The organism is Leptospira harrisiae, from assembly GCF_002811945.1.
GTDB lineage: Bacteria > Spirochaetota > Leptospiria > Leptospirales > Leptospiraceae > Leptospira_A > Leptospira_A harrisiae.
In genome coordinates this window covers 1,675,843-1,698,710 of the sequence record NZ_NPDX01000001.1, presented here as the reverse complement: position 1 = coordinate 1,698,710, position 22,868 = coordinate 1,675,843, and the positions used below count along the sequence as shown (strand labels likewise).

Genomic DNA, 22,868 nt, shown 5'->3' with positions numbered 1-22,868 from the left:
TTCGAATTTAAAAAAATTCTTTTAAAGTGGGTAAATCATCGAATTTCCAATCGAAATCAGGTATTTCGCCTGGTAGCCCGTGTCCGTAGGTACAAAAACCAAAAGGACATCCATTCTCTCTGGCTGCTTCCCAATCGCTGTGTCTATCTCCAATCATAGCAATGGCATTTGGTTCTAAATTGTATTTGCGTACATATTCAGCGAGGATTTCGCCCTTAGTATGAATGGTGTCTTGGTTGATGACAACGATAGGTTCAAAGTATTGTAAAACGCCTGCTGTATCCAAGACGGTTTCAATATAGGCTTTTCTTCCATTGGAGGCACAAGTGATGGTGTATCCTTTTTCTTTGAGATAATGGATGGTAGAACCAACACCCGCATAAAAGTCTCCGCCACCGCTTCGGATGGAGTCACAGAGAAGGTCTAGAACCCTACCTGAAATTTGGTCTCGTTCAGATTCAGGAAGTTCCGGTAATAAGTTTTTAAATATAGTGCGAACCGGCTTACCAATTTCATTCATAATCTGGTCGTGGCTGGGTAAAGACGTGATTTTTCCCGTCTTTTGTGCAAACTCTTCGATTGCCTGCACATAGGTCTTAAAGATTATGGATTCTGAGGAAAATAAGGTCCCATCAACATCGAAGGCGACCATGCGGATTTCCCCCAGGCGGTTTTCTTGCATTACCACCAGAAAAGAATTTGGCGGTCTCTTGGCAAGTAAGGAATTGGAAGTTATGCTCGTGCAAAGCAGTTTATCAGAAGTTCTTCGGGCGCGCGAAGAGTTGTATTCCCGGACAAATTGGACGGATCATACCTCGCAGTTACAAAATCGTGTGAAAGGAGAAGACCTATCTCAGTATTTTGTTCTCACCGAATCAGAAATCACAGGAATTAAGGAAACCATTCGTTTGCATGTTTCCACCACCCCTTATTATCTTTCCTTGTCGAGTCCAGATGATCCCAATTGTCCCATTCGAAAAATGATTGTCCCTAGATCCGAAGAAGCCGTTCTTTCCTCGGAAGAAAGTGCCGACCCTTTGGATGAGGAACGACTAAGTCCTGTTCGTGGACTTACGCATATGTATCCCAATCGGGTGCTTTTATTTTCCAACCATTCTTGTAGTGTGTATTGCCGTCATTGTATGCGTGGTCGAAAGGTTTCCTCGAGTGAAGAAAGAATGGAAAAAGGGGATTTGGAAAAGGCATTTGAATACATTCGAAACCATACGGAAATAGAAGACGTAGTCATTAGCGGTGGAGATCCACTAAACTTAGCAGATTCAAGACTAGAATGGATCCTTACGGAATTAAATTCGATCCCTCATGTAAAAATTTGTAGATTGGGAACAAGAAATCCAGTGACTTTGCCATTTCGCATCACAGAGTCTTTATGCAAAATCATAGAAACTTATAATAATGATAGGTTATCAATATTTTGTAATACACAGTTCAACCATCCCAAAGAATGTACAACAGAAGCAAAAGAATCCATCCTCCGATTGTTAAAAGCGGGAGTTTCTGTGGGCAACCAATCCGTTCTTTTGAAAGGGATCAATGATGATGAAGAGACTATGCTTAACCTTCATAAAAAACTTTTGGAAATGCGTGTCCGTGCTTATTACCTTTATGACCCGGAACTCATTCCAGGCTCTAGAGGTTTTCGGACGCCTCTGGCACGTGGGATTGAAATTATAGAATACATGCGGGGTAAAATAGGAGGGATGGGAATTCCTCAATTTGTAAACGACCTTCCTGGCGGCGGTGGTAAAATCACTATCGCACCTAACTGGTATTTGGGTTATATTCCCAAAACTCGCCAACATGTTTTCCGTTCAGCAGTCACAAAAAAAATCCATTTATCTTTTGAACCTGTAGATTCCAATAAAGAATCCTATTATCCTGTTTTGAGTGATGCGGACTTGGAGAAACTGGGATTATGAAACGCACTGTCATCCTTGCTTGTGATGTGTATGATCCAAACACTCCCGAACTTTCGAAGGAATGGGAATCCGAAGAGACAATCCAAAAAATGGAAACTACCATCCAAGGTTTGGGTTATGACGTAGCTGTTTTATCAAATCCGACTGAGATAACTTCAGTTCTTTGTAACATTCCCGTTGGAGAGAGAAGTCGTTGGATGGTTTGGAATCTTGTGGAAGGATACCAGTCTCCTAACAGAGAGGCTTATATACCAGCGTTATGCGAATATTTGGCAATTCCACATACTGGGAGTTCCGCTGCCGTACAAACTCTCACCTTAGATAAATACAAAACCAAATTGTTTTTAAAATCCTTCGGAATTCCCACCGCAAATTTTTGGCTTGTGGATGACTGGAAACAAAAACCACCAGGACCTTTTCCCATATTTGTCAAACCGAACGGAGAAGGTTCGAGTCTTGGGATTGGAGAAAAAAATTTGATCCAAACAACGTCAGATTGGGAAGAGTTAATACCGAATCTGCTTAATAAATACAATCCACTCCTTGTGGAATCTTATCTTTCAGGAAGGGAACTTACGATCGGTGTAATCGGAAACAAAGGGAGTTACATGGCCACAGTCCCTGCCTTTGTTGATTATCCTGGATTCGTTTATAGTGATTTAGTCAAATCCAAAGAAAGTTTTGTGGAATCCTTAGATTTTTTAGTACCAGTAGAATTATCAAACTCACTCCAAACTTATGCATTACAAATTGCAAACATCCTAGAAAGTTCAGGTTACATTCGCATCGATTTTAAAATGGAAAATGATTTTCCTTTTTTATTAGAAGTCAATGCAACACCTGGTTTTTCATCAATCTATTCCACATTGCCTTTGTTATGGGAAAAAAGTGGAAGGTCTTACTCTGAACTCCTAAACCATTGTTTGGAATTGGGTTTTTTAGAATTCCAACATCATCATCGTTACAAATACGCAAAGGATAGAAACCTATGAATATTGTTGAAACTTTAAAAAAGGATGTAGAAACTCATCCTGTCCTCCGGTCGCAGTGGTTGTTAGAACGAAATGTTTCCATGAGTTTTAATGACTTAATTTTATGGCTAAGCCAAGAATACTTTGTATCCATTGGATTTGTGGATTGGTTTTTGTTAGTGGCAGCAAAAACGAGAGACCAAAATGCAAAGATAGTTCTTGTAGAAAATATTTGGGGAGAACTCGGTGAAGGTAAAATTGCCGACACCCATGTATCCATCTTAATTGAATTTTTAACAAAACTAAATTTTGATTTTGTGAACCATCAGTTATTGCCTGAAACAAAAACTTATTTAGATAAAATGGAATCCATTATTGGAAAAGGATTTTTTTATGGTCTTGGAGCCCTGGGACCTGCAAATGAATATCTATTAAAACTAGAATATTCACAAATTTCCGAGGCATACAAAAAACTAAAAACCGAAATGACATTGCCGGAAGGAAAATTTTTCCAAGTCAATTTGGATGCGGATGAAGGACATAGCCAACGTATGTTTGAACTCATTGAAGAAACAGCAAAGTCCGAAGAATCTAAAAAACAAGTAATAGAGGGCAATTTACTTGCCTTAACGGCTCGTGAAGATTTTTACACGGGACTTTCCCGTTTGGACAAAGAACGCCTTACGAAAGTTTAGTTCTATATCGTTTCAATAAAAACAGAATTCCCATTCCGAAAAACGGGATGAGGGGCAAATACAAAAGGAAACTAAAGTATTTGTATTTGTCCATTTTCCAAATGAGCTGCCTTACCGCAAAAAATCCTGGATAACGAACTCCTGATTCAATGAGTTGGACTTCGCCCGCACACAATTCTTTACTTAGTTGTTTGTGAATTGAGTGAAGCTCACTGTCGGTAAGCTTATGAAAAGATACGATGGCAACCTTGTCTTTTGTTTTTTCGCGAATGGATTTAGCAAGGCGGGTGCAAAACCCACAATTCCCATCGTAAACTAATACTGCATTTTGTGATTGCATCTGACTGGTTTTATTTTGGAAAAAAATCTTCGGGTTGTGATTTTAGGGTTTGGATGGTATCAGGAATGAGGAATTGGGAGAGACCCAGCCAATAATAATACCAACTTTCATCCTTCTCGATTCCTTGTGCCACAGACATATACCATTTGTTGATATTATTATCCGGTTTACTGCGCCAAAAAAGAGGCCTACAATGTTCTAAAATTTGGTCCCAGATATCGCGACCAACACCGGCTCCTCTTGCCACTCCGTTGACAGCAAACTTAGAAAGTAAAAACCCGTGTTCTGTTTTCTGCATCCAAGCGCAGGCCCGATAAGACTCTTCCAAAAACAGAACGTCAAATTTAGTTTTGTAAAATTCCGGTTTTAAAGGTTTTCCAAAAGATTCTTCAATGAGCTGGAAAACTCTCGGCATATCTACTTCTTCTGGGGTGTGACATACTCTAATCTTATTTTTTCGTTTAACAAGAGTTCCACTCCCTTTCACTGTGAAAAGTTCCGTGAGTAGGGTGAATGGGGAAGTAATCACAATACTAAATTTCGGGTCTTCAATTTTTGACAATAGATCTTCAGAAAGTTGGATGAATTCATCCTGTGATCTTGATAAAGCCGTTCCCTCTGGTAAGGTTAACCTAGAATCACTTTGTAAAATAGATTTTACCTTGTTTGTATTTGGATCTTTGAGTGGCCCATCAATAGATACATAAATGACTTTTGAAGAATGTAGGATAGAACGACATCTATCAATCAGAGCTGAAAGTTTTTCCGATTCATCCTCCCAAAGTAAAATGGGAATTTTTTTTTGACGAATGATATTTGTGACTTCTTCTTTGAGTGGAAGATTACGATCTACGACTTGGTAAGAAAAACCAAGACTTCTTTCTCCTTCGATATTCGTTTGTTCGAGTGGGAAAAAAACTTTTAAATATTGAAAACTGTCTACTTCTAAAATAACAAAAGGAAAAAGATCCAGTTGGTAGAGAAGTTTTAAGTCTGAAAACAAGGCTTCCGAACTATTAAAAATAGTTTCTGAGTCTGCGTAAAGGATCGCAAACGACTCAGGAGAAAGCGATTGGAATTCCTTTAAGAAAAGAAGCCCATCTCTTGGATCTCTAGTGATTTCAAAGACTCGGCTGAGTACGTCTTTGGAATTCATTTCCCCCCACGGATTTCGTAATCCACAATCTTTGCCTTGAGGTTTGCATGTTTCAAACTTAAATGTGCATTTTCTTTCAGACCAAATTTTCCAAGAAGGGAAAAATCACCGCTAAGGACTGTAAACTTCCAACCACCAAATTCATTTTTGATGACCTTTCCAAATTGAAAGTACATTTCTTTTAGATCTTCCATTGGTTTTCCAATCCGATCCCCATACGGTGGATTTGTGACCAAATGGCCTTGGGTTCCGAAATTGTTTTTTAGTTCTAAACAGTTTCCCACTGCAAACGTTACAAAGTCTTCGACACCTGCTTCATAAGCATTTTCTTTTGCGATCCGAACTGCTTCAGGATCCACATCAAATCCAAAAAGGTGAGGGGCGTTTGGTTTTTCCATCTTCCTTTCAGAAAATACATAGGTAGGAAATAAAATTTGGAAGACGGGAGATTCTGCAAATAGAAATCGATTGATTTCTCCATACAATCGTTCCCGGAGTGCCGCTTCAATGAGGATGGTACCTGAGCCACACATAGGATCTACTAAAGTATTTCCTTCTTTCCAACCAGATATTTCTAACATGGCTTGTGCAATGGGTTCTCTAACTGGAGCGTTTCCTGCAAAAAGTCTATACCCACGTCTTCCCACCGGATCTCCTGAGAGAGAAAGTTCAATGCTAAACTTATCGGTATGGGAGCGAACCACTATGGTGATGTCCGCCATCCGTTTTTCAATTTCAGGAAGAGGTATTTTTTTACTTCGTAAACGATCGAGGACTGCATCTTTCATTCGATGCATTGTGAATTCTGAGTTTTTTAATTTGTCTTTTGTTTCTGCATCAATTCGAAAACTAACATCTGGGCCAATGTATTTTTCCCAAGGAAGTTCGTTTGCTTTGGTGTAGAACTCATCGTACGTTTCCGCATTTTCATGTAATAACTGTAAGTTGATTCGAGAAGCAAATTTAGTATGAATGGCAAACTGAATCACATCTTCTTTTTTTCCAGAGAAAAAAACTCCACCTCGATTCGAACTGTTTATTTTGAGATGGTGTGACTTTAATTCAGATTCCAAAAGCGAAGAAAGACCTTCTCCGCAAATGGCATGGTAAGTGGGGTGAGTAGGTTTTATTCCGAGTCTCCTAATTTTTGTGCCAAGTAGTTAGGAAGGCTGATGGAATCAATGATGGATTTTTGTGTTTCAATCCAATCGATATGTTCTTCTTCGGAAACTAAGATTTTTTCAAAGAGTTCGCGAGTTCCGTTGTCTTTTGCGGCCACACAAATATCGATTCCGCGGTTGAGACGTTCGACAGCGTTGTATTCTAGTTGTAAATCATGGTCCAACATCTCAGGTACTGTTTGGCCTACATTGATTTTTAGATATTTTTGCAAGTCTGGAGTTCCATCAAAAAAGAGAATTCTTTCAATGATTTCATCTGCATGTTTCATTTCTTCAATGGACTCTTTTCTGAGGTATTCCGCAAGTTCCAAATACCCCCAGTTTTTACAGACTTTTGCATGAATAAAATACTGATTGATGGCTGTGAGTTCAGCCGCTAGAACTTCCGCTAAAATGTCGATTACTTCTTTTTTTCCCTTCATATGGGTAGCCTCATTTTCTCTCTTCAATTGGAAAGATAATTGGTTTTCATAGAATAGGCAAGCCTAAACTATATTCTAATGAAGAAAGTTTACATTCACAATCCATCATTGAGTGTATTCGGCAAACACAAAGGATCACAACTTGAATTATCCTTTGCGACCGCAAAACAATCTGTACATGAGTTTCAATCTCACAAAATTCAGTTCATCATTTACGCTAGTTTTTCGCCTGATTCTTATAATAAAGAATACCACCTCTCCGCTAAACTTCCAAGTTTACTTGGAATTAGAGATGTGTATTCCGTAAGGATGGAAACGGCATCTTCTTCTGGTGCCTCTGCTTTCCAATTGGGAGTAAATTTAATTCAAAGTGGAAGATTTGATCACGGACTTGTTGTTGCAACCGAACTAATGAGTCAACTCAACAGGGAAGAAAGTAATCTTTTGTTAGGTTCTGTACTTTCTAATACACAAAAGGCACTCGGAATGTCGATGGCCCAAGGTGGTGCCATGATAACAAGGAAGTACTTAAATGATTATGGATACAAAGAAGAAGATCTTTTTGCCATTTCAAAAAAATTACATGATAACGGACTTAAAAATCCAAAAGCTCATATTCAAAAAAACTTAACCTTTGAAGAATATCAAAACCAAACGAAGATCGCAAGTCCATTAGGTTTGTATGATATTTCACCTTTGTCGGATGGATCGGCAGCCCTCATTCTTTCCAAAAACCCAAGTGCCATTGCAGTGAAAGGAATGGGTTTTGGAACTGCCCCATTTCTCTCATCCGCGGATCCCAGCTTTTTTGCCAATCGGATCGCCTTTGAAAAAGCGTATGCCGAAGCAGGTGTTGGTCCAGGTGATATCGATTTTGCAGAATTACATGATGCGTTCACACCTTTTGAACTGGTAGGAGCAGAAGATGCTGGCTTTTTCAAACGGGGAGAAGCACTATTTCAAGTAAAGGCTGGTCTGACCCATCCAAAAGGAAAAATCCCGATTAATTCATCAGGGGGACTCAAATCAAGAGGGCATCCTGTGGGAGCATCGGGCCTTGCACAAATTGTCGAACTATGCCGGTTCTTTGAGGAATGGCCGGAAAAGCGGTTGGCAGTAGCGCAAAGTATAGGTGGACTTGCTACAAACAACTTTGTGTCGATACTAGAAAGAGACTGATGCCCGAAAAAATATTAATCATCCAAACTGCCTTTTTAGGTGACCTGATCCTATCCACTTCGTTTTTCCATGCAGTAAAAACGGAACACCCAGGAGCAGAAATCCATGTGCTTGTGAATGCAGGTACAGAGTCTGTTTTAGAGAATAATCCTGATATAACTAAAGTTTGGTCACTAAACAAAAAGAGGATCAAAAAAAATCCATTCGCATTTTGGCATTTTTCTGGTTTGTTAAAAAAAGAATCGTTTCACAAAGTTTATTCGGCTCATTTTTCCTTTCGCTCAAGTTTGCTTTCTTATCTCACACGGGCACCTATACGTATTGGTTATAAAGAATCTGGTTTTTCATTTTTACATACAAAAGTTGTGCAAAGGCCCAAACAGGGTCCGCATGAAGTTGAAAAACTTTTTTCCCTTTTATTTGATGAATATGATTTTCCTAAAGGAAGAGAAAGACGACCATATTTATTTCCGGGACAACCAGAAGAAGATTCTTTTTTTACCAAAAAGAAAGAGATTCTTTCTAATGACGAAGGTTATATTTTAATTGCCCCTTCATCCCTTTGGGAAACAAAGCGGATGCCTGAAGAAAAATTTGTCAGTGTCATCACTCAGATCCTCCGCAAAAGAAAAGAAACAGTAATTTTAATTGGAAGTAAGGCTGATTTAGAAATTGAAAATACAATAGTAAGGTTAATGAAAACAGAACCACTTGAACTGCGAGAAAGGGATCGATTGCTTTCTCTAGTAGGGAAAACTAATTTAAAAGAATTAATGGTTTGGATCCAAAATGCCAGTGCCATTATCTCCAACGATTCCAGTCCCATTCATTTTGCTTCTGCATTCAATACTCCCACTGTGATGCTTTATGGAGCAACCATCCCCGCTTTTGGTTATGGAAGTCTTTCGGATCGACATAAAATTATGGAAGTTCAGGGTCTAAATTGTAGGCCTTGCGGAATCCATGGCGGAAGGATTTGCCCAGAAGGACATTTCCGTTGTATGATGGACCAAAATCCTGTCCGCATCTTTGAGGCACTTGAGGAAATCATTAAAGTATGAAATTACCAAATCAAAAAACAAGAGAATACAATTCTAAGTTATACCGAAGTCGGATCACGAACATTCAGAAAAAATTAAAGTTAGGTGAAATCTTTTTACTTTTTGCAGCAAACCATAAAATTAGAAACCGCGATGTAGAATATAAGTTTCGTCAAAACTCTGACTTCTATTATCTCACAGGAATTACGGAAGAAGATTCTATCTTAGTGATTACGAAAGAGGCAACAGGAATGTTTTGTTTGCCCAAAGATAAAGAAAAAGAAATTTGGACCGGAATCCGACTCGGAAAAGAAAAAATTAAATCTATGTTAGGTTTGGATTTTTCTTATGACCTAGGTGACTGGGAAAAAGAAAGGCCAGCCATTCTCATTGGAAATCATACCTTGTATTATTTTTTCGGAGAAAATCCTGACCGAGATCGAGAGCTCATCACTGAATGTAGAAATCTTTCTGAGAGAGCACGAGAAGGAAAATTTGGACCTCATCGCATTGAACATCCCAATTTTTTACATGAGGAAAGACTCATAAAATCAAAAGAAGAAATATCAATTTTAAAAAATGCAGCGGAAGTTACAAAACTAGGCCATATGCGAATTATGCGAGAAAGTCGTCCAGGTATGTATGAATACGAATTGGAAGCTTTACTCGATCATGAGTATTTAAAGTACGGATCCATTGGCGGAGGTTATGGTCATATTGTTGCTTCCGGAAAAAATGCCTGTATCCTTCACTATGTCAGTAATGATGATGTATTAAAAGATGGTGATTTGGTTCTTGTGGATTCAGGCGCAGAGTGGAACTATTATACTGCAGATGTCACACGTGTGTTCCCTGTTGGCAAAAAATTCACAGAAGCTCAAAAAACTATTTATGAAATTGTTTTGTATGCACAAAAAAATGCCATCCGAAATTCTATTTCAGGAACTCCTTTCAATGAAGTACATGAAAAAACAGTAAAATTCCTAAGCGATTGTCTACGAGAAATGGGATTTTTAAAGGGAAGTTTAGAAGAGATCATAGAGAAGGGAACATACCGCAAATTTTACATGCACCGAACAGGCCATTATCTTGGGATGGATGTTCATGATGTAGGAAGGTATTTTTTGGATGGAAAGTCACGACCACTTAAAGATGGTCAGGTGGTGACAGTTGAACCTGGACTCTATTTTGATCCAACGGATGAATCCATTCCGAAGGAATTTCGGGGGATTGGAATTCGTATCGAGGATGATATTCTTATTAAAGGAAAAAATCCAATCAATTTAACCGAATCCATTCCCAAAGAAATTTCTGAAATTGAGGCTTTAAAGGCCTAATGAGTTTCACTTTAAGTTTATCGACATTTCATGAGTAGAGAACTTCCTAAACGATTTCGTTCCGTAAGATATTTCGATCGAATCAGTTCAGAAATTGCAGAAATTGTCAGGTTGGAAATGGAAAAGTTAGGTTATCCGGGTCTTACCACTTCTCATTTTGAAATACTAACCTTTCTTTTGCGAAGTACCGTCCCAATCAATATGACACAAATTGCCAAAACTATCGAAAAAACGAAACCCACTTGTACGGTTCTTGTAAACAGATTGGTCAAAGAAGGACTTGTGGAACGAAATCCTTCCCCGAGTGATGGAAGGGAGTGGGCTCTCCTCTTATCAAAGGATGGAAAAAAAATACGAAAGAAAATTGTGACTATCTCTGCTAAACTTCTTTCGTTACAAACATGGGGAATTTCAAAAGAAAACGAGGATATTTTGTATCCTATCCTCGAGGTGATTTACAAACACATTCGGAAAAAAAGAGAAACTTAAAACAATTTTCGTTTCCGATTAAGAAGTAAAAACAGGTCTTCTCACTTGAACGGAAGCTGAAATTCCTTCTTGTGCATCTTTAGATTGGATGCTTTGGATGGTAGCTTCGATGTCGCTTTCAATCAGTGCTAAAATGTTTCTTTGTACATTCAAAATTCCTAATTTCGTATCCTTCATTGCCGACAAAGAATTTTTCTTTAATTTTGTTTGGAGAGATTTGGATTTTTTCTTTAAATCTTCTTCTGTTCCAGCAATTTCTTCAAATAAATTTGGCATTTCTTTTGCTTTAAAAGCATCTCCAAGAAGGACATGGCGTTTTGCAGCATCATACCCCACAGCTTCCCCAAGTAGGGCATAAATAAAGGAAGGAACTTGGATTCCAATTTTAACTTCAGGCAATCCAAATCGAATGTCTTCCGTAGCATAACGGTAATCACAAACAAGTGCTAACATTGCACCGTAACCCAAAGCATGTCCTGAAATTTCCGCAATGGTAGGAACAGGAAGTGTAAATAGATTCTTTAAGTTGTCATAGAACAAATTTAAGAAGGGTGCCAAATCTTTAGTAAGATCCATTGTACTGACAGTAGTCAGGTCTAAACCCAGTGAAAAACTTCCTGCTGATTCACTCTTTAATACAATGGCTTTGGAATTGGATTCCTTTGCGGTTTGGATCACTTTTTTTAATTCCAAAAACGATTCACTAGAAAAACTGTTCTTGTCGTTGATACTTAATCGGATAAAACCGATTCCGTCTATTTGTTCAAATGAAATCATATAATTCCTCTAGAAAAATGGTTAGATGTCTAACTAATGGAATGGGCGTAAAAACAGGCAAGATTTATTTTAATTTAATCAGAATTTAAAAGGTAGGTTTTGATGACTTCTTTCATTACGGAAAGACCTATAGGTAGGGCATCTTCGTCGAAATCAAAAAATGAACTGTGGTGGGAATGAACAAAACCTTTTGCTTCGTTACGGGATCCAATAAAAAAGTAACAACCTGGTCGTTCCATAAGGAAAGCCGAAAAATCTTCCCCTCCCATGGTTCTTGTGTTTTCTTCTGTGAGACAGTCTTCTCCGAGAACTTTTTTTGCTGCCACTCTCACTATGTCTGCCATCGCAGGATCATTGATAGTCGGTTTGTCAATACGGTTGTATTCAAATTCAATTGTGGCACCAAAACCAGATGCCACTTGGTTCACGAGAGATTCCATACGTTTCGGAATCATTTCATAAACTGATTTGGAATAAGTTCTTACGGTTCCGTGTAGGGTTGCAGTTTCAGGGATGACATTAAATGCATTTCCCGAATGGAAGGACCCTACCGTCACTACACAAGGTTCCAAAGGATCCACGTTTCTAGACACTAAGGTCTGCAATGCAGTGACCAGATGAGAACCCACAACAATCGGATCCACAGTGTGTTGAGGAATTGCACCGTGTCCGGAAGTTCCTTTGACAGTGATTTTAAATTCATCTACAGATGCCATCATGGTTCCATTGACAACACCCACGGATCCAAGATCAATATGGTTCCAAACATGAAGGGCAAAAACAGAATCTACTTTATACCGGTCTAAAATTCCTGACGCAATCATTCGGTCTGCACCAGAACCACCTTCTTCTGCTGGTTGGAAACAAAGAAGAACCCGACCTTTGGGAACAAATGCAGAGAAATTAGATTTTAGCTCAGAGGAAAGAGCCATAAGAATGCTTGTATGCCCATCATGACCACAAGCATGCATCTTACCGGGATTTTTACTTTTGTATTCGTGGTGATTTTCTTCGTAGATAGGAAGGGCATCCATATCGGCTCTGACAAGAATGGTTTTTCCAGGAATCCCTGAATCAAATAATGCCACAAGCCCTGTTTCTGCAATTTCTGATTCGACTTGGAACCCTAGGGATTCCAAATGTGCCTTCACAAAAGAAGCAGTTTCTTTTTCTTCATATTTAAGCTCTGGGAATTGGTGAAAGGTTCGCCTATAACGAACCATTTCTTCTTTTCTCTCTGAAGGGAAAACTTTCATAATTTGTCAGTTTCTAGTTTGGCTCTTTTTTCGACTTCCTCTAAGATAGAGTAGAGATCGAGTCCATATTTCTCAAATAAAGAATTTTTGGCCAACTCGTAACGTACCAAATTGATATTAAAATTAATCTTTGCCTGTGTCACAGCTAGTTCCACATTTGCTAAACTATCCAAGGCATTTTTGACGTTCACTGCGGTATAACGTCCTTGGCGAAATCGTTCAATCAATCCATTATAAAAGATTTCTGTTTCCTTTCTGGATTTTATTAAATCTTTTAGAAGTGCATGGCTCGATACTACTGCTTCGTAACGATTGTCAATTTCTTGTGAAATTTCCTGTTCCAGATTTTGGATCTTCATTTCGTTGACTTTCAGATTTGTCTCTGCATCTCGAATCCCTGCTTTGATACCTAAATCCCAAAGTGGATAAGACATTTTTAATTCAGCAAGGATCTGTGGGTGATTGAACGAAGTGATTCCTCTTTGGCGTGCAATGAAATTTTCCTGAGGAGAAATGAAATTCTGTCCAATCGAACTATAAGAAAAAGTAGCAAGTAAAGACGGGTCATCTTCTGCAAGTGCTGTATTTAATGCAAGTTTTGCTATTTCTCTTTCTCGCTTTAAAATAAGATAATCTGTCCTTCTAGAAAGAGCATATTCTTTATCAGCTTTCAGATTGATCCCTGTTGGTAATGTTTCACTTAAATCAGTTACCCCTTCGATCGATGATCCAGTGTCTACGTTTAGAATTCGAACTAAGTTTCTTTCCGCTTCAATTCGGTCTACTTTTGCTTTTTCTAAAAGGGATTGTGTTCTTAAAAAAGCTTGGTTCCACTGGTTGACTTCGAAACCTTCTGAAAGACCAAGTCCAGTTTTTCGTAAAGTAAGGCGTCTGATTTCTTCTGTGTTCTTGGAAACTTTTTCGTACGTGGCGATTCGAGAATCCACGATGCTCAGTGACCAATAATCCACTAGAATCTTTACTACTAGTTGGGTTAAAATATTGATATAGTTTTCGCGAACAAGTAAGGTTTGATTTTTTAGAAGTTTTGTTTTATCTTCTTCATTTTTACCAAATCCGTATTTGAGTAACTCTTGAGACAAAGTTACAGAAAGAGCACCTGTATACATTGGTGGTGCAGCTAATAAACTTCCAAATCCACTTTGTGAGTTTGGATCTTCAAAAGCGTTTACGTCATAACGAATGGTGCTGATTTCCGTTTTGAAATAGGTCCCTGTTTTGAATTGTTTTTCAATTCCTGCAGAGATTTTATCCTGAGAACGTATTGTTCCCGCGAAGATGTTGTTTCTGTTACTCGGGAAGAGTTGTTTGGAAGACTGGATACTCGCCAGTGCTTTCCACGAGTATTTGGAATCATTTTTCCATTCGGGACTGTCTGCTTTGACAATTTCCAACTTGGCATTTTGAACAATCGTATTGTTCTCAATAACCTGTTCGATGGCTTGGGAAATACTGAGTCGTAGTTTTTTGGGACCATTTCCTGATTGGAGTGATTCAGGAATGGTATTGCCGTTTTCCCACTGGGAAAGCTGCATACGTTTTACGTCCTCTTCAAAGTCTGATTCCGCAAAAATGGGGAAACTCAGAAGACTAAAAGATATTAACCAGCTGGTCAACTTTCGAGGACTTACAAAAAAATACGGGGTAGAAATATTGTGACTTTTCAATGGAAACTTCTTAAACCCCTTACAGAAACAAGATGAAAAAATCAATCTTGTCAAGCAACCTAAAATGTAAAAAGCTACGTGAAGAAACCTTAGTTTCTGGGAGAACATTGTGGCAAATCTGTCGAAAAAACCGAATCGTTTGGTTCATGAAAAAAGTCCTTATCTGTTACAACATGCACACAATCCCGTAGATTGGTTTCCCTGGGGAACAGAAGCCTTCGAAAAGGCTAAAAAAGAAGATAAAATCATTCTTTTGTCCATTGGGTATTCGACTTGTCACTGGTGCCATGTAATGGAACGGGAATCCTTTGAAGATGATTCCACAGCGGAAGTTTTAAACCGTGATTTTGTATGCATCAAGTTAGACAGGGAAGAACGTCCAGACATTGATAAAATTTATATGGATGCTTTGCACGCCATGGGAACCCAAGGTGGCTGGCCCTTAAATATGTTTCTTACCCCTACAAAGGAACCGATCCTTGGAGGAACATACTTTCCTCCCGAAAATCGCTACGGAAAACGCAGTTTCAAAGAAGTTCTCCGTTTGGTATCCGAGGCATGGAAGAACCAAAGAGAGGAACTCGTCACAGCTGCTTCGGATTTGACACAGTATTTACGTGATAACGAAACAAGACCTAATGAAGGAACAGTTCCAGCAAAAGACATCATCGATAAAAACTTTGAACGTTACCTCCAAGTGTACGATAAAGTATTTTTTGGATTCAAAACAAATTCAGTTAATAAATTTCCTCCGAGTATGGCACTTAGTTTCCTTACGGAATTTTATTTACTCAAAAAAGACCCTCGGGCCTTAGAAATGGCCTTTAACACCGCCTTTGCTATGAAGTTCGGTGGGATTTATGACCAAGTCGGTGGTGGGATTTGCCGTTATGCGACAGACCACGAATGGCTTGTTCCTCATTTTGAAAAAATGTTGTATGATAATTCTCTTTATGTCGAAGCGCTTTCTTTATTGTATAAAGCCACTGGGGAACCATTCTTTTTGGAAGTAATCAGGGAAATTGTCAATTATATCAGGCGTGATATGACCTTAGAATCTGGTGGAATTGCTAGTGCCGAAGATGCGGATTCCGAAGGAGAAGAGGGAAAATTTTACATATGGAACCAAACCGAATTTTTATCTCTGGTGGCGTCAGAAGAAATCCAAGGATTTTGGAATGTTACCGAAGAGGGAAATTTTGAACATCAGAACATCTTAAATGTGTATTGGAAGGGAAAAAATCCTTATGCAGAAGGAATCCAATTCAAACCTGATTTTTTGAAACAACTCTCTGAAGCAAAAGACAAATTACTCATCCAAAGAAACAAAAGAATTCGTCCACTTCGGGATGACAAGGTACTTACTTCATGGAATTGTCTATGGATCCGAGCTCTATTGTCAGCATATGAAGTGTCAGGCGAACCTGAGTTTTTAACTGATGCTAAAAGAATCTATCAGTTTATCATAGAAAGATTAGTGAGTGAAGATGGATCCGTCCGTAGAAGGTTTCGGGATACCGAAGCCAAATACTTTGGAACCTTACCCGATTACACAGAATTCATTTGGGTTTCTTTCAAACTCTTTCAATTGGATGAAGATATGTTTGCTTACGAAAAAGGAAAAAAATCTTTGGAATATGTTTTTTCCAATTTTGAATCCAAAGTAGGTCCTTTTTACGAATCCTATCACGGGAACGAAGATTTGATCGTCAGAACCATTGAAGGTTATGATGGAGTAGAACCTTCAGGTAATTCTACCATCTTACATTTGTTTTATCTTTTGCATTCTTTTGGATATAGAGGAAATCATTTAGAAACGAAGGCAAATGCTATTTTTTCTTATTTTCTTCCTGAACTCTCACAAAATTCACTTAGTTATCCATCAATGATTTCTGCCTTTCAAAAATTCCAATATCCGTCAAAGGAAGTCCTTGTGGTTTATAAAGATAAGGAGCCTACAGAAGTGGAGACAATTCGCAAAAAATTAGCATCCTTAAAAATTCCTAATTTAGTTTGGCTTGTCATTGAAGAATCGAAGGCAAAGTCTCTTGCTCCAGAATTGGAACTCCTGAAAGGAAGAGGGGCTGGGTCTGGAATTTTATTCTATGTCTGTCGGAATTTTTCTTGTGAATTGCCTAAGGACAATCTGGAAGAAGCTCTGATTCTTATACAACAATAGGAGTGGCATCACCCCAAAGACGATCTAACGAATAATAGGTTCTCATTTCGTCTGTCATGATATGAACACAGATTTCGCCGTAATCCAAAAGAATCCAACCCGTCGCATCTTTTGGAAGATCGGCGAGGTTTTGTCTTTTGACGGCGAGTTTTAATGGTTTCATGTATTTATCGATGTCTTTTGCACAAGACCGACCTTGGGTTTCGGTTTTGACGGTGGCGAGTACGAATAAGGATAAATAACTATGGACATCTTTAAGATCCAAAAATTGGATATTTTCACATTTTTTGTCAATTAACGTCTGTTTGATTTTTTTGAGATGTTCTAATGTCTCGGCGCTGATATTCGGCATTTTAGTCCTTGGAATTTTGAAAATCTTCTCCGAGGATCACAGTGGCATCAAGTCCCAAATCTTTTCTTAGTGCGAAGTAAACCCTTCGACCTTGGAAGGTATCGGAGATGAGATCAGTGTACTGTGTGTTTCCGGAGCGGTTTAAGATGATACTGGATTTAAAACTAGAATCCCAGGCATTGTCAACGGAGAGAACTTTCAGACCCTTATCATTCAGAAGCACCTTCCCGTATCTGGCAAGCCCATTTTTTGGGGTTCCATTTAAGACTTCGATCCTTGCTCTTTCTCCTTCGCTAAATGATAGGGATTTGAGTTCACCTGCAAATTTATGAAAGGCAACTTTAACCGTTTCTTCATTTGCTTTTAGGATTTCATCTTTCTGTTTCGGTCGAGCAATCGGTTCTCCCGGAACTTCAGAAACTCCAAAATGAATTTTTTCTTTTTTCAGAAAATCCATCAAAGTTTCCCATTCTTTGGCAGAAAGATTCGTTGTCATCTGGCTATGTAAGTAAGTGACTCTTTGTTTTCCTAATAAGTCCTTTTTTTCATGTATGGCTTCAAGGATTGTTAAAATGATTGTTTCTTGGATCTCCAGTCTACGGATATACGATATCATTGATTCATCGGCAAGAGAACTCATCCAATCAAAACAATCCTCCCCATCTAGAACATAAGTCTGTTTGTTTCTTGCATAGTTTTTGGTTATATGAAGTGATTTTGGTTCAAAAAATAAATTGAGGCCACCAAGTAAATTGATCCAATTTTGAAATTGTTGTTTTGTCCAAACGATTTTAAATGGAATGTTTGAATCTAAAGTATCTTCTAAAACAGATTCCACATAAGAAGGTGCAGAACTCCCTCTTTCTTTGAGTGATTTATCTCCATCATCAAAACTGGTTTTTGGATTTACAAAGAAAAGTGCAGCTTTTTTTTCACTTGGATAAAATTCCGCATAAAGTGAAAATAAATATTCATCTTTTTCCCCTAATACCGAAAAGAGGATGGGGAGCCGTTTGCTTTGGGAAAACTTTTGATCTAAAGAAAATCCACCTTTGGACCTGAAAACTAAAAATAGTAGGGCAATCAAAAAGAAAGAACCTGCAGCAATGAGAAGAGTTTTTGCTGGGATTGGTTGTTTTTTGGGAGCTTCACGTAACATCTATTTGGTTTCCTTAATCAAATTTGCCGATTGGTTGTAAGTCTGAAACGTAAAAGGATGGATGACTTCCTTTTTTTCCATAAGAAAGGAAATGGTTTGTGAGGCTTTCATAAAAACACCGTAATTCAGATTTTCCTCAGTTTTCTCCACCCAGAGCGGCAGTTCATCCCTGCGGAAAGCATAGTCAGATCCTAAAAAATCTGCCGCATACAGAATATTGTCCAATAGGGTTGGAGAAGAATTTCCTAAGGTATGGGAAGAAATTGCAGCGGAAATCTCAGGATCCGAAAATCCATATTCTTTTTTTAACCATAAAGGTGCTGAATAGGCGTGAAGAGCCTGGGTCGGAATTCCGCCCACCTCCAAAGAATATTCAGTAAAGAGTGCCAAATGGATATCCATTTTTTTCTGTTTGGTGATGTCATGACAAAGTCCAGCGATGTATGCTTTTTTTGGATTTGGATGTCCATGGATTTTTGCCAGTGATTCTGCATAGTTGGCTACACGTAAAATATGTTCAAACCGAGTTTCCGTTACATGATTCGGAACTTCTTCTCTAAAAAATAGAATCCAATCATCGAAAGAAACATTAACTTTTGGGTTTTGATTCATAGAGAACCACCCTTATTAGTTGTGGTTAGATACTTCAAAACTAATTCCTTTGTTTTTGGTAGAAGGTATTCTGTGTTGAAGTTCCCTTGAATGATCTGTCGAATTTCAGTACTGCTGATCGGCAAAACTGGATTTGATAAAACTTTTACTTTTGAAGGTGGAAAAACAATGGGGATGGGAACATCTTTTGGGTAGGGAGTATTACGCCTCACGACTATGATTTTTTCCGTGATGGATAAAATTTCTAAATAGGATTTCCATTTGTCAAAGGAACCTAAATTGTCTTCACCGATAACAAGAGAAATTTTCGAATGCGGATAAAGTGTCTGAAGCGTTTTTAAACTATCTATTGTGTAACTTGTGTTTTGTTTTTTGATTTCCTCATCCCAAAGAATCACATTCTTTGAAAGTAAACCTTCGAATTCCGTAATACAAAGTTTCCAAATAACTTCTGCACTAAATTCCTTTCCATCTTCTTTGAGTGGCGAAACAAAATTGGGACAAATATATAGGAGGGCCTTAGGATAGGATTTGGAAATCGTTTCAATGACATGACGATGTCCCAAATGCGGGGGATTGAAACTTCCTCCAAAAAACAAAACTTCCATGTTTAGCCGCGGACTTGTCCACTTCCTGTTACATACGTTGTCGTTGTTGTTAGGTGGATGAGACCCATAGGCCCACGCACATGGAGTTTTCCTGTGGATATTCCCACCTCGGCTCCAAGTCCATACTCACCACCATCATGAAACCGAGTGGAACAGTTGACAAAAATGGCAGCACTATCTAGTTCTTTTTGGAAGGTTTGGATTTCTGTAATATCTTCGGATAAAATACATTCCGTATGACCAGAACTGTATTTTCGAATGTTTTCCATTGCTTCCGATACGGAGGATACAACCCGAACGCTAAGCCTAGTATCTAAAAACTCTGTAAAAAAGTCTTCCTCTGACGCCAGTTTGGCGGAAGGGAAAAGATTGGTAATAGATTCATCTCCAAGAATTTGGACACCATTTGATTCCAAATTTTCCAATAAATCCTTTATATTCGGATAATCTTTGTGGATGAATAGGTTTTCCAAAGCATTACAAACCCCAGGACGTTGTACTTTTGAATTGATCAGAATCGGTAGCACTATCTCCGTATTTGCTTGGTCTGATAGGTATAAATTTGTTACACCTTTGTCATGTTTGATGACAGGAATTTTACTATTTTCCGAAACAAAACGAATGAGGGCCTCTCCACCGCGAGGGACAACCACATCAATGAGATCATCCAATTGGAAAAAAGGAAGCATCGCCTCTCTATTTGTATTCTCTACAAAAGTCACAGCGTCTTTTGTCACACCTGGTAGTTTTTTTTCTTCAATTGCTTGGTGGAATAATGAGGAGAGAATTAAATTGGAGTGAAAGGCTTCTGAACCACCACGAAGGATACATGCATTCCCTGATTTGAAAGATAACGAAGCAATATCAATGATCACATTGGGCCTTGATTCAAAAATTGTCATCACCACGCCAATCGGAACACGTTTTGTGAGAAGCTCCAATCCATTAGGCAGAATGGTGCCACGAACCACTTCACCCACTGGATCTGGTAAATTTCGAATTTCCTCAATACTTTTTGCCATGTTTCGAATTCGTTTGGAATCAAGGAGAAGGCGGTCCATCATCGCAGAGGACAGATCTTTCTCTTTTCCATTCTGCATATCTAGTTTATTTTTCTCGATGATAGCGGATTCATTTTCTAAAAGTAGTTCTTCCACCCGCCGCAATACCGAGTTTTTCTCTATAGTGGTAAGACCTTTCAAAGCTCTACTTGCTAACTTTGCTTTGGTGGCCAAGGTTTTTGCATAAATTACATTTTCATCTGCCATAGTTCACTCCGAAGGTAAGGAAAAAAAATGAGTTTGGATTTCGGACGCATTGGGAACTCGGTGTGATAAGGAGGAGTCAGCAATCAAAGTACCAAAGTTTTCTAATTCAAAAAACTTAGCGATCGCATGTTTTTTTTCACCGTTCACAATTCCTGTTTTGATACCATATGGTAACAAAAGTTTGGCGGCGTTAATTTTAGTAAACATTCCGCCTGTTCCAGGTCCAGAAGGACCCGTTGCCAATTTTTCTGTTTCCTTTGTGATTTCAGTGAATAAATCAATCTTAGATTGGTCTTTTAAGAATCCATCCACACCAGTGAGAATAAGAAGTAGGTCAGCCCCTACAATGGAGGCAACAATCGCTGACAGAATATCGTTATCACCTAAATTGATTTCTTCTGTGGAGACAGAATCGTTTTCATTTACGATGGGTAAAATTCCCCAATCGAGTAGTTGGCGAAAGGTTTGTTTTAAATTGGTAAAACTTTTTTCTTCATTCAAATCCTTTCTTCCAAAAAGAATTTGGGCAATTGGGATATTGACTCGACTAAAAAAACTTTCGTAAAGATTGAGAAGTTTGTTTTGGCCCATAGCAGCAAACGCCTGTTTTTCTGCCAATGTGGTTTTTCCGTTAGGCAAAGAGATAGGCCCACTTTGGTCAACCAGCAGTTTTTTCCCTTGGGCTATGGCACCAGAGGAAACAAGAATCACTTCCTTTCCTTGGTCACGGAGTGTTCGGATGTCACCGACTAAATCGTACAAAAAATCATTAATTTTAGATTCTTCACCGGAAACACGAGCACTTCCGATTTTGATCACAATCAGTTTGGCTTTTTTTATGGAATCTAAAAAATCCTTACGTGTTTTCATAAACTAACTTTGCTTTGTCTTCAAAAAATACTTTGTCGATTCGTTCCAGTAAGTAATCTAAATTGGATTCTTTATCAGCAGAAATACAAATGATTTCCCCTAAGCTCGAATAATTCTTTTTGATCTCTTCGGTAAAGGTAGGATCGTTATCCCAAATATCCATTTTGTTAATGACAATTAAGAATTTTTTATTCAGAAGAGACTGGTTGTAGTTCCCAAGTTCACTTCTTAACATTTCTAATTCTTCCTCGAGTTGTAAATTTCCACCATCGAATAAAAATAGAATCCCCTGCACTCGTTCGATGTGTTTTAAAAAACTAATCCCAAGGCCTACACCTTTGGACGCACCTTCAATGATTCCGGGAATATCCGCTACAGTGTAACGAAATAAATCTTCGTGTCTATGCACCACACCAAGATTAGGTGACAGAGTGGTAAAAGCATATCCTGCAATTTTTGGATGGGCATGTGTGATTTTGGCGAGTAGGGTCGACTTACCAGCATTAGGTAAACCAACAATTCCTATATCTGCGAGTAACTTTAATTCTAAAATTAGAGAAAATTCACCACCTTCTTCCCCTGGTTGGCTGTATCTAGGTGCTTGTTGGACTGACGTTTTAAAAAATGTATTTCCTTTTCCACCACGTCCGCCGGTCGCTATGGTAAAACTTTCCCCGTCGTAGTTGAAATCGTAAATGAGTTCCATGGTCACAGAATCAATGATTTGCGTTCCTACTGGAACTTTAAGAATCAAATCTTCGCCATTTTTTCCATTTCGGTTTTGACCAAGTCCAGGTTCTCCGTTTTGGGCTGCATACATACGGTCGGGGAGGTAGTTTTCTAAAGTCATCATCCTACCTTCGGCAAGGAAAATGACATCCCCACCTTTGCCTCCGTCACCACCATCCGGTCCTCCAAACTCGACAAATTTCTCTTTATGGAAATGGACAGAACCTGCCCCTCCGTGTCCGGCTCGAATTTGAATGGGTACTTCGTCGATAAATCCGCTCATAATTTCCTTTGGTCAAAAAAAAACCCGTTTAAGGGAGATCCTAAAACGGGTTTTGCCTCTCAAATGTATGAGAGGATTACACTTTCGGGTAAACGGAGATTTGTTGTCTTTCTCTAGTTACATGTTCGAAAGTCACAACACCGTCAACAAGTGCGTAAAGAGTATGGTCACGACCAATTCCTACGTTTTTCCCCGGTTTGTATTCAGTTCCTCTTTGGCGCACAATGATATTACCAGCAATGGCAAATTGTCCACCGTAAACTTTAACACCAAGTCTTTTCGATACCGAATCACGACCGTTCTTTGTGGATCCACCACCTTTCTTTGTAGCCATTGT

At 38.7% G+C, this 22,868-nt stretch carries 24 protein-coding genes; 8 read left to right on the top strand and 16 right to left on the bottom strand.

The window, feature by feature from the left end:
* Window positions 1-7: 7 nt before the first annotated feature.
* Window positions 8-652 carry an HAD family hydrolase gene (locus tag CH364_RS07890; protein ID WP_243401288.1) on the bottom strand — a complete coding sequence of 215 codons (645 nt, stop codon included), beginning with the start codon at window positions 650-652 and terminating at the stop codon, window positions 8-10.
* Between the two features lie 82 nt (window positions 653-734).
* Between CH364_RS07890 and CH364_RS07885 the strand changes: the two genes are divergently transcribed.
* The 3 genes from CH364_RS07885 to CH364_RS07875 are packed head-to-tail and all read left to right on the top strand — an operon-like array spanning window position 735 to window position 3,606.
* Complete coding sequence (locus tag CH364_RS07885; protein ID WP_100742988.1) at window positions 735-1,940, top strand: KamA family radical SAM protein; 1,206 nt, start codon at window positions 735-737, stop codon at window positions 1,938-1,940.
* The gene (locus CH364_RS07880; RefSeq protein ID WP_100742987.1) at window positions 1,937-2,932 is read left to right on the top strand and encodes a D-alanine--D-alanine ligase family protein; all 996 of its coding nucleotides are present in this window, start codon (window positions 1,937-1,939) and stop codon (window positions 2,930-2,932) included. The genes CH364_RS07885 and CH364_RS07880 overlap by 4 nt, the downstream gene beginning before the upstream one ends.
* Window positions 2,929-3,606 (top strand): iron-containing redox enzyme family protein, encoded by a 678-nt coding sequence (locus tag CH364_RS07875; RefSeq protein WP_100742986.1) that lies wholly within the window; start codon window positions 2,929-2,931, stop codon window positions 3,604-3,606. Before CH364_RS07880 ends, CH364_RS07875 begins: the two co-directional genes overlap by 4 nt.
* On the opposite strand, the gene CH364_RS07870 is transcribed toward CH364_RS07875, so the two are convergent.
* Genes CH364_RS07870 through bfr form a run of 4 tightly spaced genes read right to left on the bottom strand, consistent with a single transcriptional unit; the run spans window position 3,593 to window position 6,705 of the window.
* Window positions 3,593-3,946, bottom strand: a complete 354-nt coding sequence (locus tag CH364_RS07870; RefSeq protein ID WP_100742985.1) for a DCC1-like thiol-disulfide oxidoreductase family protein — start codon at window positions 3,944-3,946, stop codon at window positions 3,593-3,595. The genes CH364_RS07875 and CH364_RS07870 overlap by 14 nt on opposite strands.
* A 10-nt stretch (window positions 3,947-3,956) precedes the next feature.
* Complete coding sequence (locus CH364_RS07865; RefSeq protein ID WP_100742984.1) at window positions 3,957-5,102, bottom strand: acetylglutamate kinase; 1,146 nt, start codon at window positions 5,100-5,102, stop codon at window positions 3,957-3,959.
* The gene (locus CH364_RS07860; protein ID WP_423790171.1) at window positions 5,099-6,202 is read right to left on the bottom strand and encodes a THUMP domain-containing class I SAM-dependent RNA methyltransferase; all 1,104 of its coding nucleotides are present in this window, start codon (window positions 6,200-6,202) and stop codon (window positions 5,099-5,101) included. Before CH364_RS07860 ends, CH364_RS07865 begins: the two co-directional genes overlap by 4 nt.
* A gap of 26 nt (window positions 6,203-6,228) precedes the next feature.
* Entirely contained in the window at window positions 6,229-6,705 is a 477-nt protein-coding gene (gene bfr / locus CH364_RS07855) for a bacterioferritin (protein WP_004789070.1), read from the bottom strand.
* Window positions 6,706-6,783: 78 nt separating this feature from the next.
* Here bfr and CH364_RS07850 point away from each other — a divergent pair, with 78 nt between their 5' ends.
* The 4 genes from CH364_RS07850 to CH364_RS07835 are packed head-to-tail and all read left to right on the top strand — an operon-like array spanning window position 6,784 to window position 10,750.
* On the top strand, window positions 6,784-7,884 hold the full coding sequence (locus CH364_RS07850; protein WP_100742982.1) for a thiolase family protein: 1,101 nt from the start codon (window positions 6,784-6,786) through the stop codon (window positions 7,882-7,884).
* A complete protein-coding gene (waaF, locus tag CH364_RS07845) occupies window positions 7,884-8,945 on the top strand; it encodes a lipopolysaccharide heptosyltransferase II (RefSeq protein WP_100742981.1) in 1,062 nt (353 codons plus the stop codon). Before CH364_RS07850 ends, waaF begins: the two co-directional genes overlap by 1 nt.
* A complete protein-coding gene (locus CH364_RS07840) occupies window positions 8,942-10,261 on the top strand; it encodes an aminopeptidase P N-terminal domain-containing protein (protein WP_100742980.1) in 1,320 nt (439 codons plus the stop codon). The genes waaF and CH364_RS07840 overlap by 4 nt, the downstream gene beginning before the upstream one ends.
* 30 nt (window positions 10,262-10,291) lie before the next feature.
* Window positions 10,292-10,750, top strand: a complete 459-nt coding sequence (locus CH364_RS07835; RefSeq protein WP_100742979.1) for a MarR family winged helix-turn-helix transcriptional regulator — start codon at window positions 10,292-10,294, stop codon at window positions 10,748-10,750.
* A gap of 18 nt (window positions 10,751-10,768) precedes the next feature.
* Here CH364_RS07835 and CH364_RS07830 read toward each other — a convergent pair whose 3' ends face one another.
* From CH364_RS07830 to CH364_RS07820, 3 genes are all read right to left on the bottom strand, one after another.
* Window positions 10,769-11,527 carry an enoyl-CoA hydratase/isomerase family protein gene (locus CH364_RS07830; RefSeq protein WP_100742978.1) on the bottom strand — a complete coding sequence of 253 codons (759 nt, stop codon included), beginning with the start codon at window positions 11,525-11,527 and terminating at the stop codon, window positions 10,769-10,771.
* 74 nt (window positions 11,528-11,601) lie between these two features.
* Window positions 11,602-12,783 (bottom strand): M20 metallopeptidase family protein, encoded by a 1,182-nt coding sequence (locus tag CH364_RS07825; protein ID WP_100742977.1) that lies wholly within the window; start codon window positions 12,781-12,783, stop codon window positions 11,602-11,604.
* A complete protein-coding gene (locus tag CH364_RS07820; protein ID WP_100742976.1) occupies window positions 12,780-14,339 on the bottom strand; it encodes a TolC family protein in 1,560 nt (519 codons plus the stop codon). Before CH364_RS07820 ends, CH364_RS07825 begins: the two co-directional genes overlap by 4 nt.
* 241 nt (window positions 14,340-14,580) lie before the next feature.
* On the opposite strand from CH364_RS07820, the gene CH364_RS07815 reads away from it, so the two are divergent.
* On the top strand, window positions 14,581-16,650 hold the full coding sequence (locus CH364_RS07815) for a thioredoxin domain-containing protein (RefSeq protein WP_100742975.1): 2,070 nt from the start codon (window positions 14,581-14,583) through the stop codon (window positions 16,648-16,650).
* Here CH364_RS07815 and rsfS read toward each other — a convergent pair.
* The 8 genes from rsfS to rpmA form a co-directional block, all read right to left on the bottom strand.
* Complete coding sequence (gene rsfS, locus CH364_RS07810; RefSeq protein WP_100742974.1) at window positions 16,637-17,002, bottom strand: ribosome silencing factor; 366 nt, start codon at window positions 17,000-17,002, stop codon at window positions 16,637-16,639. The genes CH364_RS07815 and rsfS overlap by 14 nt on opposite strands.
* 1 nt (window position 17,003) lies before the next feature.
* Window positions 17,004-18,161: a LytR C-terminal domain-containing protein gene (locus tag CH364_RS07805; protein ID WP_100742973.1), complete on the bottom strand. Its 1,158-nt coding sequence runs from the start codon at window positions 18,159-18,161 to the stop codon at window positions 17,004-17,006.
* Entirely contained in the window at window positions 18,162-18,773 is a 612-nt protein-coding gene (yqeK, locus tag CH364_RS07800) for a bis(5'-nucleosyl)-tetraphosphatase (symmetrical) YqeK (protein ID WP_100742972.1), read from the bottom strand.
* A complete protein-coding gene (gene nadD, locus CH364_RS07795; RefSeq protein WP_100742971.1) occupies window positions 18,770-19,381 on the bottom strand; it encodes a nicotinate (nicotinamide) nucleotide adenylyltransferase in 612 nt (203 codons plus the stop codon). Before nadD ends, yqeK begins: the two co-directional genes overlap by 4 nt.
* A 2-nt stretch (window positions 19,382-19,383) precedes the next feature.
* Window positions 19,384-20,649, bottom strand: coding sequence for a glutamate-5-semialdehyde dehydrogenase (locus CH364_RS07790; protein ID WP_100742970.1), 1,266 nt, complete (start codon window positions 20,647-20,649; stop codon window positions 19,384-19,386).
* Between the two features lie 3 nt (window positions 20,650-20,652).
* The gene (gene proB / locus CH364_RS07785) at window positions 20,653-21,519 is read right to left on the bottom strand and encodes a glutamate 5-kinase (RefSeq protein ID WP_100742969.1); all 867 of its coding nucleotides are present in this window, start codon (window positions 21,517-21,519) and stop codon (window positions 20,653-20,655) included.
* A complete protein-coding gene (gene obgE, locus CH364_RS07780) occupies window positions 21,506-22,531 on the bottom strand; it encodes a GTPase ObgE (RefSeq protein WP_100742968.1) in 1,026 nt (341 codons plus the stop codon). The genes proB and obgE overlap by 14 nt, the downstream gene beginning before the upstream one ends.
* Window positions 22,532-22,607: 76 nt before the next feature.
* Window positions 22,608-22,865 carry a 50S ribosomal protein L27 gene (gene rpmA, locus CH364_RS07775; RefSeq protein ID WP_100742967.1) on the bottom strand — a complete coding sequence of 86 codons (258 nt, stop codon included), beginning with the start codon at window positions 22,863-22,865 and terminating at the stop codon, window positions 22,608-22,610.
* Window positions 22,866-22,868: the final 3 nt, after the last annotated feature.